This is a genomic window from Actinoplanes sandaracinus (assembly GCF_030009775.1).
In the GTDB taxonomy this organism is placed as follows: domain Bacteria; phylum Actinomycetota; class Actinomycetes; order Mycobacteriales; family Micromonosporaceae; genus Actinoplanes; species Actinoplanes sandaracinus.
This window is the reverse complement of record NZ_JASCTH010000004.1, coordinates 13286-28711: the sequence shown is the minus strand read 5'-3', so window position 1 is coordinate 28711 and position 15426 is coordinate 13286. Positions and strand designations below refer to the sequence as shown.

The following is a 15426-nucleotide window of genomic DNA, read 5'->3' as shown; positions in this document are numbered from 1 at the left end:
CTGGGCCGACTCGATCACCGCACCGGGAGCAATCGTGACCACATCACCGCAGCCGGAGCCGGCCGCCGAGAAGCCCCTCGGGCAGTTCCTGCGCCCCCTGCGCGACCTGGCGGTGTACGCCCTGCTCGGCGCGCCCGCCGTGTTCCTCTTCGTGGCCGTCGTCAACCTGCTCGGGGCCGACTTCGCGGGCCGGGCCCAGGGCAGCTTCGGCGGTTTCGTCAACCTGGAGACGGTCTTCTTCCCGCTCGCCGCGGTGCTCCTCGCGCTCGGCGTCACACCGGTGCACCCGAAGGCCCGGCTGATCACCCTGGTCGCCGTCGTCGAGTACGGGGTCGCGTCGTTCTTCGGAGTGATCTTCGGAGTGCTCTTCGGGGTGAGTCACCTCGCCGCGTCGAGCGCCGTCGCCGCCCTCGGGGCGCTGCTGGCGCGGGTCGCCTGGCTCGGGTTGCTCGCCCTGGCGGGTTACGCGGTCCTGCAGATCTGGCTCGGCGTCTTCTCGGTGCCCCGGCCGAAGCCTCAGCCGGGGGTCTACGGCCAGCCCTATGGCCAGGCGCCGTACGGTCAGCCGTCGTACGGCCAGCCGCCCTTCGGCCAGGCCGCCCCCTACGGCCAGCCGCCTTTCGGCGCGCCGAGCCCCGGCCAGCAGCAGTTCGGGGCGCCGGTTTCCGGCCAGCAGCAGTTTGGGGCGCCGGGCACCGCCCAGCCGCAGTGGGGCTCGCCCGGTTCGGCCCCGCCGCAGTTCGGCGCTCCCGGGCCCGTTCCGCCGCCGGTGGCGACCCAGCCGTTCAACGTGCCGTCGCCGGCGACCTACGGCCAGTACCCGGCCGTGCCGCCGCCCGGCTGGGGCCAGCCGCCGGTCCCGCCCGCCGAGCCGACACAGCAGGTGCCGAAGCCCGTCTCCACCCCGCCCGCGGCTTCGCCGCCGCCGATCGACCGCACCGCGGTGCTGCCCGAGGACCGGCCCGGTTTCGGCCCGGCCGCCGAGGATCCGCCCCGCCAATGAGCATCGCGGCCCGCCGATGGTGGCACAGGACACTTCGGCGGGCCTGTGACCACAGCGGCAGGCGAAACGATTCCGGCCTAGGCTGCTTTGCGTGGTAGAGGTCAACGTGGAACCGGTACCGACCGAGGCGAGCATCCGCCGCGCACTGCGCCGCGCCGCCGACGGCAAAGCGATCGACATCGACGAGGCGACCGCGCTCCTCGCGGCCACTGGAGAACAGTTCGACCAGCTGCTGGCGATCGCCGGTGGCATCCGTGACGCGGGACTGCGCGAGGCCGGGCGGCCGGGCGTGGTCACGTACTCCCGCAAGGTCTTCATTCCGCTGACCCGGCTCTGTCAGGACCGGTGTCACTACTGCACGTTCGCCACCGTGCCGCACAAGCTGCCGGCCGCGTTCCTGGAGCGCGACGAGGTTCTGGAGATCGCCCGCCAGGGCGCGGCTCAGGGCTGCAAGGAGGCGTTGTTCACCCTCGGCGACCGGCCGGAGGAGCGTTGGCCCGCCGCCCGCCAGTGGCTGGACGAGCGGGGTTACGACTCCACCCTCGACTATGTGCGGGCCTGCGCGATCGCCGTGCTGGAGGAGACCGGCCTGCTGCCGCACCTCAATCCCGGGGTGATGAGCTGGGCCGAGTTGCAGCGCCTCAAGCCGGTGGCGCCGAGCATGGGGATGATGCTGGAGACCACCGCCACCCGGCTGTGGTCGGAGAAGGGCGGCCCGCACTACGGCTCGCCCGACAAGGAGCCCGCGGTCCGGCTGCGGGTGCTCGACGACGCCGGCCGGGTCGGTGTCCCGTTCACCACCGGCATCCTGATCGGCATCGGCGAGACCGTCACCGAGCGGGCCGATTCGCTGTTCGCGATCCGCCGGGCGGCCCGGGAGTTCGGGCACATCCAGGAGGTCATCGTCCAGAACTTCCGCGCCAAGCCGGACACGGCGATGCGCGGAATGCCCGACGCGGAACTGCGCGAGCTGGCGGCGACCGTGGCCGTGGCGCGGATCATCATGGGCCCGCGGGCCCGGCTTCAGGCCCCGCCGAACCTGATCGACGACGAGTTCTCGCTGCTGCTGCGGGCCGGCATCGACGACTGGGGCGGCGTTTCGCCGGTCACCCCGGACCACGTCAACCCGGAACGCCCGTGGCCGCAGATCGACCTCCTTGCCGAGAAGACCGAGAAGGCCGGCTTCACGCTGAAAGAGCGGCTCACGATCTACCCGGAGTATGTCCGCCGGGGTGACGAGGGCTGGCTGGACCCGCGCGTCAAGGCGCACGTGAGCGCGCTGTCCGGGGCGGACGGGATGGCACTCGACAAGAGCCCGGTGGGCCTGCCCTGGCAGGAGCCCGACGAGGCCTTCGGCAGCGGCCGCACCGACCTTCACCAGAGCATCGACTCGGAGGGCCGCACCGACGACCGCCGCTCCGACTTCGACCACGTCTACGGCGACTGGGACGAGGTCGCCGCCCACGTCCGCAGCGCTCCGGCGACCATGCCGACCGACGTGGTGGCCGCGCTGAAGCTGGCTTCCGAGGATCCGGCCGCTCTCCTCCTGGAGAAGAACGAGGACAAGGCGATGGCGTTGTTCAACGCCGACGGCCCGGCCCTCGACGAGCTCGCCCGGATCGCTGACGACCTGCGCAGACAGGTCAACGGCGACGACATCACGTATGTGGTGAACCGCAACATCAACTTCTCCAACGTCTGTTACGTCGGCTGCCGGTTCTGTGCGTTCGCCCAGCGCGAGAAGGACGCCGACGCGTACCGCCTGTCGGTCGAGCAGGTCGCCGACCGGGCCGAGGAGGCGTGGCGCGACGGCGCGTCCGAGGTGTGCATGCAGGGCGGCATCGATCCCAAGATGCCGGTCACCGCGTACGCCGATCTGGTCCGTGCCGTGAAGCGCCGGGTGCCGGGGATGCACGTCCACGCGTACTCGCCGATGGAGATCGTCACCGCCTCCGCGAAAGCGGGCGTCTCGCTGCGTGACTGGCTGACCGATCTGAAGGAAGCGGGTCTCGGCACCATCCCGGGCACCGCGGCCGAGATCCTCGACGACGACGTGCGCTGGGTGCTGACCAAGGGCAAGCTGCCCGCCTCCGCCTGGATCGACGTGGTCACCACGGCGCACCAGGTCGGCATCCGGTCCAGCTCGACCATGATGTACGGCCACGTCGACCACCCCCGTCAGTGGCTCGGCCACTTCCGGGTGCTGGCCGGCATCCAGGACGTCACGGGTGGCTTCACCGAGTTTGTCGGGCTGCCGTTCATCCACACGAACGCCCCGATCTATCTGGCTGGCATCGCCCGTCCGGGTCCGACCTGGAGGGAGAACCGGGTTGTGCACGCGATGGCCCGTGTCCTGCTGCACGGCCGGATCGACAACATCCAGTGCTCGTGGGTGAAACTCGGCGACGAGGGCACCCGGGTGATGCTCAACAGCGGTTGCAACGACCTGGGCGGCACTCTCATGGAGGAGACGATCTCCCGCATGGCCGGGTCGGAGCACGGTTCGGCTCGGACGGTGGCCGAGCTGAAGGAGCTGGCCGCGGCGGCCGGGCGCCCCGCTGTGGAACGAACCACGGTCTACGGACGACGTTGACGAACCCCGGTTGAAAAATATTCAACCGGGGCATGATCCATTCGGCGGACCCGGGTCGGGGGACCCCCTGCCCCTAGATTACAAAACGGGTTAAATTGGACGCGAAGACCCGGGTTCGCGTTACCTTCCGGCGGCGCGGACAGATATGGCAGGAACGGGACCGTGATCCGCTCTCCAGCGTGGGGGAAACGGGCCCATTTATCAGGTTCGGCTTGACGACGCACGTCTTACACGCGTGTAATTTCTGTGGGGTTGTGGGGACGATGTGGCACAAAGGCGTCGAACCCACAGAAACACGCCGCGTGCGTGGGGGGTCAGCGCCGACTTCATGTCGGCGCAGAATTTGGAGGCACGCCGATGGAAGCGCAGGTTGAAGGGGTAGACCTGCTCGGGGACGCGCCCGAGTGGCAGGAGCGGGCGCTGTGTTCGCAGACCGATCCGGAGGCTTTTTTTCCCGAGAAGGGCGGCTCGACGCGCGAGGCGAAGCGCATCTGCGGCCGCTGTGATGTGAAAACCGAGTGCCTGGAGTACGCACTCGGCCACGACGAGCGTTTCGGAATCTGGGGTGGACTGTCCGAACGTGAACGTCGCAAGTTGAAGCGGCGGGTCGCCTAAGCCAACTCGTCGGGATCCACTCCGAGCAGGTTGGCAACCTGCTCGATGATCACATCGTGGACGAGGTCGGCGAGGTCTTCCCGGTCCATCGCCCGGAACTCCAGCGGGCGCCGGTAGAGCACGATCCGCGGCGGCAGCTCGTGCCGCCCCGGACGCCCCGGCAGCAACCGGGCCAGGGGCACCTCGCCGTCCTCGAGCACGTCGGAGTCGTAGACGTTCAGCTCCGGTGGCACGTCCTCGACCGCGAACTCCACGCCGGCCAGTTCCTTGGCATAGCGGCGCTCCAGGCTCTCGACGGTGTCCAGCACCAGGTCGTCGAAGATCTCGGCCTTGGTGCGGGCCAGAGGCACGGTCGCCGGCACCAGGCGGCCACGCAGACCGCGCCCGTGCCGATCCCGGCGTGCGGGATGGCCCGGACCGGGCTTGCGGGGCGCCTTGCCATCGGTCCGGCGGCGTTCGGGACTGGTGGTCACGCGGCCAGCGTATCCCCACCCGGGCGGCGTACGTGGTCAGCCCGTTCGCGTCGTGTGTCCGCGCCGTTAATTCGCCCCAACGGGGCGGCATTTCTAACGACCCTCGCCGAATCGTGATGCGCCCCGGTCGGCGTGTCGCGCGGCAACACGACCCATAATCGTGAACGGGGAGATAAGTTGCCGCCGTGAGGTCACCACGGCGCTGCTCCCGGAACGGCTGTCCCCGACAGGCGGTCGCCACCCTGACCTACGTCTACGGCGATTCGACGGCTGTCGTCGGCCCTCTCGCCGCGTTCGCCGAGCCCCACACGTACGACCTGTGCGAGACGCACGCCCGCAGCCTCACCGCCCCCCGAGGCTGGGAACTCGTCCGCCACGACGGCGACTTCGCGCCTCCGCCCCCCACCACCGACGACCTCGTCGCTCTCGCCGAGGCCGTCCGCGAAGCCGCTCGTCCCGTGCACCCCCGCCCCGACGAGGCGGACCACGCGCCCGGCCACCAGACCGGGCGCCGCGGCCACCTCAGGGTGATTCCCCCCTCCCACTGACGTCCTCTCCCTGACGTCCTCCCGCTGCCCTTCGAACGACCTCTCCGTCACGCTGATCCGCTCACCGTGACCCGGGGATGCGGCGGCTTTCAGAACCACTCATCTCGTACGGCCACCCCGCCCCGCCGAACCATGCCGTCCCGGACTACAACGCGACGTGGACCCGGCTCCAGCCCCCAGCGCGCCCATCGGGCTGAACCCCCGCGCACCACCCGACCCGCTCAGCCGCCCTGTGCGATCGAGCCCCGGCTTGTGTGGTCGCGCCCCGACCCGCCGCCTGTCCCGCCCCAGCCCGCCGCCTGTCCCGCTCGGCCCCGGCCCGGCCCGGGCTGCTCGCGGTCCGTCCGGCCGTAGCCCAGGCGCGTGTTGTCCGCGGTGCGGTGAGCGGGGTCGCGTCCGGTGAGTGGGGGCGTGCCCGTTGGTCGCGTGGCGGCCTTGCGCCGGGTCTACGTCGCGGGGGGAGCCACGGGACGGTCCCGGTGCGGTCGGGGGCCGGCTGGCCGTACCGGAGAAGGCTCTGGAACGAGCCGGCGGTGAGGTGTCAGGGGAGGGCGACTAGCTCGAACCGCTTGCGCAGCCAGGGCAGCAGCACGCGGTAGGCCTCGACGGTCTCGGGCTGGGCGTAGTCGTGGGAGAGGACGATCGAGCCCGCCCGGGTGTTGCTCTTGACGATCCGGATGACCTTGTTGCGGTGGGCGGCGTCGGTCTCGGTCTCGGGCTGCTCCCAGTCGCGCGGGTCGACCTTCCAGTAGATCGAGCGCATGCCCAGTTCGGTGGAGGCGTTCACCAGCGGCGGGGTGAAGTTGCCACCGGGCGCCCGCATGTACCGGATCTGGGCGCCGGGGACCGCGGCGCGGATGGCGGCGTTGGTGCGCTCCAGATCCTCGCGGATCGCGTTGTGGGGTTTCTTGCCCAGTTTGAGATCGTGGTTCCAGGAGTGGTTGCAGAAGCTGTGGCCGTCCTGGGCGATGGCGCGGACCAGGTCGGGATGACGCCGCGCCTGGGTGCCGACCAGACAGAACGTCGCCTTGACCTTCTCCTTGGCGAGGAGCTGCAGCAGCTTCGGGGTGTAGTCGGGATCGGGGCCGTCGTCGAAGGTCAGCGCGACCGCCTTGGAGCCGGTGGTCATCAGGCTGCCGGCGGGACCGGTCTTGCCGGTGCGCCCGGGGTCCACGAAGGCCTTCTCGGTGCGTTCCGGCCCGGCGGGGGCGGGGGCGGGTTCGGCCGTCGAGGAGCCGCCGGGCGCGGGAGTCGGTGCTGGTGCGGAGGACTGTGGAGTCCCTGAGGCGACCACGGCCGAAGGGTCTGGCGCCGGTTTCGGCTGGGCGGTGGTGGTCGCCGCGGTCGCTTGACCGAGCAGACCCAGCATGATCAGCAGAAAGCTGATCGCGAAGGCCTTCCGGGTGTGCGACAGCCGTGTCAAAAGAGACCTCCCCAGGTCGGTTGAGCGACCGCCGAGGATGCCTCGCATATCGACCGGTCGCCAGTCCGGAACAGGTTAAGTCTCGCTCGCAAGGCATAGCGGGTTGCCGATGGGGGTGGTCAAGGTGGTAAATGTCCCGAAACGTCTACCCGGCGGGGTGGGGATGCCGTCACCCCACCCCCGCTCGGGATCAGTCCAGTTCGGCCAGTTCCCGCTCGGTCAGCAGGCGGGAGCGGATCAGGAACCGTACGCCCTCCGGCGCCTCCAGCGAGAAGCCTGAACCGCGGCCGGGGACCACGTCCACCGTCAGGTGCGTGTGCTTCCAGAGCGCGAACTGCGAGGCCGACATCCAGAACGTGATCGGTTCCGGCACCCCTTCGACCGCCAGGGACTGCAGCAGCACATCGGAGCCACCGGTGCGGAACTCGCCCTCCAAGTAGCACATCGGTGAGCTGCCGTCGCAGCAGCCGCCGGACTGGTGGAACATCAGCGGACCGTGCTGCTCCCGCAGCTGCCGCATGAGCGCGGCGGCCGCGGGAGTCACGTCGACTCTCGTCGCCACAGCCATCGGCCTAGAAGAAGCCCATGGCTTTGGGCGAGTAGCTGACCAGCAGGTTCTTGGTCTGCTGGTAGTGGTCGAGCATCATCTTGTGGTTCTCCCGCCCGATGCCGGACTGCTTGTAGCCACCGAACGCGGCGTGCGCCGGGTAGAGGTGGTAGCAGTTCGTCCACACCCGCCCGGCCTTGATCGCCCGGCCGGCCCGGTACGCCTGGTTCCCGTCCCGCGTCCAGACTCCGGCGCCGAGGCCGTACAGCGTGTCGTTGGCGATCGCGATGGCGTCGTCGAAGTCGGTGAACGAGGTGACCGACACCACCGGCCCGAAGATCTCCTCCTGGAAGATCCGCATGCTGTTGCGGCCCTCGAAGATCGTCGGCTGTACGTAGTAGCCACCGGCCAGGTCGCCGGGCATCTCCGCGCGCGCCCCGCCGGTCAGCACGCGGGCACCCTCCCGGCGGCCGGTGTCCAGGTACGACAGGATCTTCTCCAGCTGGTCGTTCGAGGCCTGCGCCCCGACCTGGGTGTCGGTATCGAGCGGGTTGCCCTGCCTGAGGTTCTCCACCCTTTTCACGCCGGCCGCGAGGAAGTCCGAGTAATGGCTCTGCTGGATCAGCGCGCGGGACGGGCAGGTGCACACCTCGCCCTGGTTGAGGGCGAACATCGCGAAGCCTTCGAGGGCCTTGTCGAGGAAGTCGTCGTCGGCCCGGCTCACGTCGTCGAAGAAGATGTTCGGGCTCTTGCCGCCGAGCTCCAGGGTGACCGGGATCAGGTTCTCCGAGGCATACTGCATGATCAGGCGGCCGGTGGTGGTCTCGCCGGTGAACGCGACCTTGGCCACCCGGCTCGACGACGCGAGCGGCTTGCCGGCCTCCACGCCGAAGCCGTTGACGATGTTCACCACGCCGGCCGGGATCAGGTCGCCGATCAGCGAGAACAGATAGTGGATCGAGGCCGGGGTCTGCTCGGCCGGCTTGAGCACGACCGCGTTGCCGGCGGCCAGGGCCGGCGCCAGTTTCCAGACGGCCATCAGGATCGGGAAGTTCCACGGGATGATCTGCGCGACCACGCCGAGCGGCTCGTGGAAGTGATAGGCGACGGTGTCGGAGTCGAGTTCGCCGGCGCTGCCCTCCTGAGCCCGGATCGCACCGGCGAAGTAGCGGAAGTGGTCGATCGCGAGCGGGATGTCGGCGGCCAGGGTCTCGCGGACCGCCTTGCCGTTCTCCCAGGCCTCGGCGACGGCCAGCTTCTCCAGGTTCTGTTCCATCCGGTCGGCGATCCGGTTGAGGATGTCGGCGCGTTCGGCGGGAGAGGTGCGGCCCCACGCGGGAGCGGCGGCGTGGGCCGCGTCCAGGGCCTTCTCCACGTCGTCGGCGGTGCCCCGGGCGACCTCGGTGAAGATCTGGCCGGTCACCGGGGACGGGTTGGTGAAGTACTGGCCCTTGGCCGGCGGGACGTACTCGCCGCCGATGTAGTGGTCGTAGCGCGACTGGTAGCCGACGATGGCGCCGTCAGAACCGGGCGGGGTGTAGATGGTCACGAGCCTGCCTCCCTCTTTAGGGGCGGAGGCTAGTTACGGCCACGTTGCAGCAACGTTGCACGCGTATTCCCGGGTGAGCGCGGCGACCCGGCGGGCGGCGACCGGATCGGCGGGACAGAGCGTGGCGTAGGCCTCCCACATCTCCAGATCGTCGCCACCCCACGGCCGGTCCAGCCAGGTCTGCACCAGCCGCCGGTCAGCGGCGGCGAGCACGGCGGCACGCAGACGATCATCGAGGCGGCGTCGCAGCCGCGCGATGCCGGGCGCGTCCGAGGCCGGCAACAACCCTCCGGGGTACGCCGCCAGAGCCTCCGCCGTGCGCCCCTGCTCCAGCAGCCGGCGCACCGTGCCGAAGTCGGTCACCAGGCCGGTGCGCAGCCGGTACGGCCGGGAGTCCAGCAACTCGGGGCCGAGGATGCGGCGCAGCCGGGACAGCTCGGCGCGGACCGTCACCGGGTTCACGTCGTCGCCGTACAGGTCGACGGCGAGCTGATCGCCGGTGCGCCCCTCCGGATGCGCCGTGAGCAGGACCAGCAGCTCCGAGTGCCGCCTGCCGAGCCGTGCCCGGCGGCCGTCCCACGCCAGCACCGCCTCGTCCCGGCCGAGTGCCGCGACCTGTGGTCTCCGCTGGGCCGGGGCGACACCGCGGAGGTACGCCTCAGCGGCCAGCGCCGTGGCCCGGACCAGGGCCAGACTGTGCGGGTTCGCCAGATGATCCCCGCCGGTGACGTCGATGGCGCCGAGCAGGCGCCCGGTGCCGGGATCGTGGACCGGGGCCGCGGCGCACGTCCACCGCTGCACCGGGTGACTGAAGTGCTCGGTCGCGAAGATCTGCAACGCGTGGTCGACGGCGAGCGCGGTGCCCGGCGCGTTGGTGCCGGCGTGCGCCTCGTCCCAGCGGGCGCCCGGCACGAAGTTCATCGACTCGGCGCCGCGCAGGGTGGCCGGATGCCCCTCGACCCAGAGCAGCCGGCCGTGTTCGTCGCAGACCGCCATCATGTGATCGCCGTCCTCGGCCAGACCGCCCAGCAGGTCCCGGAAGATCGGCATGACCTGCGCCAGCGGATGCGCCGAGCGGTACGCCTCCAGGTCGTCGTCGGCCAGCTCGATCGGAGGAGTGCTGTCCGCTTGCAGGAACGCCGCCGACCGCGCCCAGGAATCGGCGACCACGGACCGCATCCGCTCGGGCCGGCGATCGCCCGCCAGGAACCGCTCATGGGCACGGCCGACCTGGCGGATCCGTTCGGCCGGATCGTCTCCAGGAGCCAGCGCGAGCCACGGGTTCACCGGCAGCACCTCCAGACCCACCCATCGTGACCCTTGTCACCTCAGGTGACAACCGTGCCTATGCTGCGGGCCGTGCAACCGTGGCCCCGTACCGAAGAAGAAGCCCTCGCCGTGCAGGACGCCCTCCGCTCCCGCCTGGTCTTCGATGAAGGGCCGGCGTCCCCAGCCACCGTGGCCGGGCTGGACGTCGCCTACTCCGAGGGCGACGAGCGGCTGGCCGCCGCGGTCGTGGTGCTGAGCACCGCTGACCTCTCGGTCGTGGACACCGCGGTGGTACGTGGCCGGCCGGCCTTCCCGTACGTGCCCGGCCTGTTCGCCTTCCGCGAGGTTCCGGCCCTGCTGGACGCGCTCGACCGGCTCACCGTGCGGCCGGAGGTGCTGATCTGCGACGGGCACGGGCTGGCCCACCCACGCCGGTTCGGCCTCGCCGCCCACCTGGGGGTCCTCACCGATCTCCCGGCGTTCGGCGTCGGGAAGACCCGGCTGGTGGGAGACTGGGAGCCGGTCGGCGAGCGGCGGGGCGCGAGATCGCCGCTGATCGACGCGGGGGAGACGGTCGGCGCGGTGCTGCGTACCCAGAACGGGGTGAAGCCGGTCTTCGTCTCCGTCGGACACCGGATCGATCTGGACCGTGCCTGCGCGCTGACACTGGCCCTGACCCCGCGATACCGGCTGCCGGAGACGACGCGGGCGGCGGACCGCGCATGCCGGGATTTACTCAGTTGATCGCGGTTGACCGCGCAGACGTGCGGTTAGAACCTTGGGGCACCAGGCACTCCGCTACCCTCGGCCCCAAAGGGGACCATCGGCTACAGGGGTGAGCAGTGTTCGATCTGTCGCAGATCATCAAGGCGTACGACGTACGGGGCACCGTGCCGGACCAGTTCAACGAGACGGTGGCTCGGGCGATCGGCACGGCGTTCGTCGAGATGTTGCGCGAGTCCGGTGACGAGCCGGACCAGATCGTGATCGGCCATGACATGCGTGAGTCCGGCCCGGGGCTGGCCGCCGCCTTCGCCCGTGGCGTCAACGCGGCCGGTACCGCGGTCATCAACATCGGTCTGGCTTCGACCGACCAGCTCTACTACGCCTCCGGCGCGCTGAACCTGCCCGGGGCGATGTTCACCGCGAGCCACAACCCGGCTCAGTACAACGGCATCAAACTGTGCCGGTCCGGCGCCCGCCCGGTCGGCCAGGACAGCGGCCTGGCCGTGGTCCGGCAGCGCGCCCAGCAGCTGCTCGGCGACCTGAACGCCGAGGCCGACGGCCCGGTCCGGGTCGAGCACCGTGACGTGCTCAAGGACTACGGGACGCACCTGCGGTCGCTGGTGGACCTGTCCGGCATCCGGCCGCTCAAGGTGATCGTGGACGCCGGCAACGGCATGGGCGGCTACACGGTTCCGGCCGTCCTCGGCGACCAGGTGCTGCCGGCCCTGCCGCTGTCCATCGTGCCGCTCTTCTTCGAGCTGGACGGCTCGTTCCCCAACCATGAGGCGAACCCGCTCGACCCGAAGAACCTCGAGGACCTCCAGAAGGCGGTCCGTGAGCAGGGCGCCGACATCGGCCTCGCGTTCGACGGCGACGCCGACCGCTGCTTCGTGATCGACGAGAACGGCGACCCGGTCTCGCCGTCGGCGATCACCGCGCTGGTGGCGGCCCGTGAGCTGGCCAAGTTCCCGGGCAGCACGATCATCCACAACCTGATCACCTCGGCCGCGGTGCCGGAGATCATCGTGGAGAACGGCGGCAAGCCGGTGCGCAGCCGGGTCGGCCACTCCTTCATCAAGGCGGAGATGGCGGCGACCAACGCGGTCTTCGGTGGCGAGCACTCGGCGCACTACTACTTCCGTGACTTCTGGTTCGCCGACACCGGCATGCTCGCCGCCATGCACGTGCTCGCCGCGTTCGGCAGCCAGCCGCTGCCGCTGTCGGAGTTCGCCGCCGAGTACGAGCGGTACGCCGCCTCAGGTGAGATCAATTCCACGGTGGCCGACTCCGCTGCCAAGATCGCTGAGGTGCGGGCCGCGTTCCCCGGCGCCGAGGTGGACGAGCTGGACGGCATGACCGTGCAGGTCGGTGACGGCGCCTGGTTCAACCTGCGGGCATCCAACACGGAGCCGCTGCTGCGGCTCAACGTCGAGGCCCGCGACGCGGATCGGATGGCGCAACTGCGTGACGAGGTTCTGGCGATCGTTCGCGGATAGGATCGCCTCGACCCAGTACTTTCGCGGCGATTAGGAGTAGCTCGGTGGCGCTCGATCAGCAGTTGCTGGAGATTCTGGCCTGCCCGGACACCCATCATGCGCCCCTGGAGCACGACGTGGCGGCGCAGACGCTGACGTGCACCGAGTGCGGCCGGATCTTCGAGATCCGCGACGATATCCCGATCCTGCTCCTCGACGAGGCACGCGAGCCGTCGGCTTCGGCCGACGGCTCGGCCTCGTCGCCGGCTTCGGCCGGTGGTTCGGCTTCGGTCGACGGTTCGGCTTCGTCGTCGGCTTCGGCTGGTGGTTCGGCTTCGGCCGGTGGTCCGGCTTCAGTTGATGGTTCGGCTTCGGTTGACGGCTCGGTGTCGTCGCCGGCCGACGACGCCGCGGACAAGGGGGCGAAGTGATGGCCGGGCCCTTGAGCGGATCCTCCGGGGTCAACGGGCATCGCGTCGCCAACGAGTCGTTGCTCAACGACGAGAAGTCGATGCTCGCCAACGACCCCGGCGGCATGCTGCGGGCCACCGCCTCGGCCGGCGCACAGGTGCGCGAGTCGGCGGCTCTGGCCGCCGAGGTCGACCTGAGCATGCTCGCCGACGAGGGCCGGCCGCGCGCCGTCGTGGTCGCAGGCATCGGCACCGCCGGGCTCACCGGCAGCATCCTGTCCACCGTCGCGGGCCCGCGCTGCCCGGTGCCGATCATCGGGCACCGCAGCGCGGGGGTGCCCGGCTGGGTCGGCGCGGCCGACGTGGTGATCGCGGTCTCGGCGTCCGGCCGCAGTCCGGAAGCCCTGGCGGCGGCCGAGGCCGCCGCCCGGCGAGGTGCTCGCCTGGTCGCCATCGGAAACCCGGACTCCGAGTTGGAGGCGCTGGCCGAGCGAGCCCGCGCCCCGTTCATCGGCGTCCCCCGGCGCGCCCCGGCCCGGGCCACCATCTGGGGCCTCACCATCCCGGTGCTGTTCGCCGGCCGTGCGCTCGGCCTGGCCAAGCTGGCCGAGGCCGACATCGCGGAGACCGCCATCCGGCTCGACGCCGACGCGGAGCGGTGCCGAGTCGGCGCCGACTCGTTCGTCAACCCGGCCAAGGAGCTCGCACTCGGGCTGGCCGGCTCGGTGCCGATCGTCTGGGGCTCCTCGCCGCTGGCCACGGTCGCGGCCCGGCGCTTCGCCGACACCCTGGCCGCCAATGCCCGCTATCCGGTGATGGCCGGCGCGCTCGGCGAGGCCGGCCGGGGCCGGGTGGGTCTGCTCGACGGCGTCTTCGGCGGCCTGGCCGAGGGTTCGCGGGACATCTTCGCCGACCCGAACGAGGCCGACGAGAACGTGACCCGGCTGCGACTGGTCGTCTTCCGGGACGGTGGCCTGAACCCTGAGGACGACGCCGACGAGCCGGTCGCCGTCGAGGAACGGCGTGCCGACGCCATCCAGACCCTCGCCGACCGGCGTGGCGTGCGCTGCGACGTGCTGACCGCCGAGGGCGGCTCCACGCTGGAGCGGCTGGCGTCCCTGGTCGCGGTGCCCGACTTCGCCTCGCTCTACCTGGCCCTCGCCCACGGTCTCGACCCGATGGCGGTGCCGGCGATCAGCGAGATGAAGGAACTCTCCAATCTGATCCCGGACGGGATGTAGTCAGCGCCGGGGAGATGGCAAAATGATCATCACCGTGCCCCCCGTTATCACTGGATAACTGCTAATTTGCCGAGTATGACCGTGTATCCCCTGACCGGAATCATCCGGCCCTATGCCTGGGGCTCCCGCACCGCGATCGCCGAGCTTCAGGGCCGTCCCACCCCCGCCGAGGGGCCGGAGGCGGAGCTGTGGCTCGGCGCGCACCCCGGTGATCCATCCACCGTGCCGGGCCCGGACGGGCCGGTCGATCTGATCGGGCTCATCGCCGCCGATCCGGGTGGCCAGCTCGGCGACGAAGTCGTGCGGACGTTCGGGGCCCGGCTGCCGTACCTGCTGAAGGTGCTCGCGGCCGGCGCCCCGCTGTCCCTGCAGGCGCACCCCGACGCCGATTACGCGAAGGTGGCGTACGCCCGGCAGGAAGCCGACCCGGACGCACCGAAGAACTACACCGACGCACACCACAAGCCCGAGATGCTGGTCGCGCTCACGCCGTTCGAGGCGCTCTGCGGCTTCCGCCGGCCGGCCGTCGCGGCCGAGGTGATCGGTGAGTTCCAGATCGCCCGGCTGGAGCCGGTGGTGACCGCGCTGCGCGCCGGCGATCTCGCCGAGGCGGTGCGACTGCTGCTGACGTGGCCCGCCGACGACCGGAACGCCCTGATCGACGAAGTGGTTGCCGCGGCCCGCGCGATCCCCGCCGGCCACGAGCACGCCGACTCGTTCCGGCTCGCCATCGACCTGGCCGCCCACTACCCGGGCGACCCGGGCGTGCTGGTCGCGCTTCTGCTCAACCTGGTGCGGCTGGAGCCCGGCGAGGCGATCTGGATGCCCGCCGGCAACCTGCACGCCTACCTGAACGGGCTCGGCGTCGAACTGATGGCGGCCAGCGACAACGTGCTCCGCGGCGGCCTGACACCCAAGCGCGTCGACGTGGACGAGTTGCTGCGGGTGCTGCGTTTCGAGGTGCTCGACGATCCGCTGCTGCCGGCCACCCCGATCGAGCCGGGCGTCGACACCTGGACGGTTCCGGTGAACGACTTCGCCCTCTACCGCATCGAACTGGACGGCGCCCGCCCGCCCGTCGAGGTGCCGGCGCACGGGCCGCGCATCATCCTGTGCACCGCCGGGACGGTCTTCGCCGGCCAGAGCGAGGACGGGACGCCGGTCGAACTCCAGCCCGGGACAGCGGCCTACGTGCCGGCCGGCGCCGGAGCGATCAAGGTGGCCGGCACCGGCCGCGTCTTCGTCGCCGCCGTGCCCGTCTAGACCCCTCCCGTCCCCTCCTCGTCCGAGCTCACGCGCCACCGGCTCCAGCAACCCCGGGCCGGTGGCGCGCGGCGTTCCGCCCTACCTCCCCACAGCGTCGCCCCGAGGCGTCGCGCCCACCGCGCGCGTGGGGTTGCGTCTCCCCGTGCGCGTGGCATTGCGCCCACCCGTGCGCGTGGTGTTCCGTCCGGCCCCGGCGTGGCGTTCCGCCCAGCCTCCGCGCGGCGTCGCGTCCGCCACTGGTGTCGCCCGGTGCGGCGTTGCGTCCACTCATCGAGGACACGCCCGAAA

At 70.9% G+C, this 15426-nt stretch carries 13 protein-coding genes and 1 pseudogene; 9 read left to right on the top strand and 5 right to left on the bottom strand.

The genetic code is table 11. From position 1 onward, the window contains the following. Nucleotides 1-34 precede the first annotated feature (34 nt). From QLQ12_RS06895 to QLQ12_RS06885, 3 genes are all read left to right on the top strand, one after another. Nucleotides 35-1003, top strand: a complete 969-nt coding sequence (locus QLQ12_RS06895; RefSeq protein ID WP_282757942.1) for a hypothetical protein — start codon at nt 35-37, stop codon at nt 1001-1003. A 106-nt stretch (nt 1004-1109) separates the two neighbouring features. Next, nucleotides 1110-3596 carry a bifunctional FO biosynthesis protein CofGH gene (locus tag QLQ12_RS06890; protein WP_282757941.1) on the top strand — a complete coding sequence of 829 codons (2487 nt, stop codon included), beginning with the start codon at nt 1110-1112 and terminating at the stop codon, nt 3594-3596. A gap of 357 nt (nt 3597-3953) precedes the next feature. After that, nucleotides 3954-4211, top strand: a complete 258-nt coding sequence (locus tag QLQ12_RS06885; protein ID WP_043522029.1) for a WhiB family transcriptional regulator — start codon at nt 3954-3956, stop codon at nt 4209-4211. Here QLQ12_RS06885 and QLQ12_RS06880 read toward each other — a convergent pair. Then, on the bottom strand, nt 4208-4684 hold the full coding sequence (locus tag QLQ12_RS06880) for a metallopeptidase family protein (RefSeq protein WP_407651430.1): 477 nt from the start codon (nt 4682-4684) through the stop codon (nt 4208-4210). The two genes, QLQ12_RS06885 and QLQ12_RS06880, sit on opposite strands and share 4 nt — an antisense overlap. Nucleotides 4685-4869: 185 nt before the next feature. Here QLQ12_RS06880 and QLQ12_RS06875 point away from each other — a divergent pair, with 185 nt between their 5' ends. Further along, nucleotides 4870-5232, top strand: coding sequence for a DUF3499 domain-containing protein (locus tag QLQ12_RS06875; protein WP_282757937.1), 363 nt, complete (start codon nt 4870-4872; stop codon nt 5230-5232). A 541-nt stretch (nt 5233-5773) separates the two neighbouring features. Here QLQ12_RS06875 and QLQ12_RS06870 read toward each other — a convergent pair. From QLQ12_RS06870 to QLQ12_RS06855, 4 genes are all read right to left on the bottom strand, one after another. Beyond that, a complete protein-coding gene (locus tag QLQ12_RS06870; protein ID WP_282757936.1) occupies nt 5774-6655 on the bottom strand; it encodes a polysaccharide deacetylase family protein in 882 nt (293 codons plus the stop codon). 190 nt (nt 6656-6845) lie between these two features. Beyond that, nucleotides 6846-7223 (bottom strand): DUF779 domain-containing protein, encoded by a 378-nt coding sequence (locus QLQ12_RS06865; RefSeq protein WP_407651429.1) that lies wholly within the window; start codon nt 7221-7223, stop codon nt 6846-6848. Between the two features lie 4 nt (nt 7224-7227). Further along, nucleotides 7228-8751, bottom strand: coding sequence for an acetaldehyde dehydrogenase ExaC (gene exaC, locus QLQ12_RS06860; protein WP_282757935.1), 1524 nt, complete (start codon nt 8749-8751; stop codon nt 7228-7230). A gap of 33 nt (nt 8752-8784) precedes the next feature. Continuing rightward, on the bottom strand, nt 8785-10053 hold the full coding sequence (locus QLQ12_RS06855) for a GAF domain-containing protein (RefSeq protein WP_282758479.1): 1269 nt from the start codon (nt 10051-10053) through the stop codon (nt 8785-8787). A gap of 45 nt (nt 10054-10098) precedes the next feature. On the opposite strand from QLQ12_RS06855, the gene nfi reads away from it, so the two are divergent. The 5 genes and pseudogenes from nfi (at nt 10099) to manA (ending at nt 15135) form a co-directional block, all read left to right on the top strand. Beyond that, nucleotides 10099-10764 (top strand): deoxyribonuclease V, encoded by a 666-nt coding sequence (gene nfi, locus QLQ12_RS06850; RefSeq protein ID WP_407651439.1) that lies wholly within the window; start codon nt 10099-10101, stop codon nt 10762-10764. Between the two features lie 98 nt (nt 10765-10862). Beyond that, nucleotides 10863-12242, top strand: a complete 1380-nt coding sequence (locus tag QLQ12_RS06845; protein WP_282757931.1) for a phosphomannomutase/phosphoglucomutase — start codon at nt 10863-10865, stop codon at nt 12240-12242. Between the two features lie 44 nt (nt 12243-12286). Further along, nucleotides 12287-12448: pseudogene (locus QLQ12_RS06840) on the top strand (Trm112 family protein); the annotation flags it as partial. A gap of 203 nt (nt 12449-12651) precedes the next feature. Continuing rightward, nucleotides 12652-13872: an SIS domain-containing protein gene (locus QLQ12_RS06835; protein WP_282757929.1), complete on the top strand. Its 1221-nt coding sequence runs from the start codon at nt 12652-12654 to the stop codon at nt 13870-13872. Nucleotides 13873-13947: 75 nt separating this feature from the next. Continuing rightward, a complete protein-coding gene (gene manA / locus QLQ12_RS06830) occupies nt 13948-15135 on the top strand; it encodes a mannose-6-phosphate isomerase, class I (RefSeq protein WP_407651428.1) in 1188 nt (395 codons plus the stop codon). Nucleotides 15136-15426: the final 291 nt, after the last annotated feature.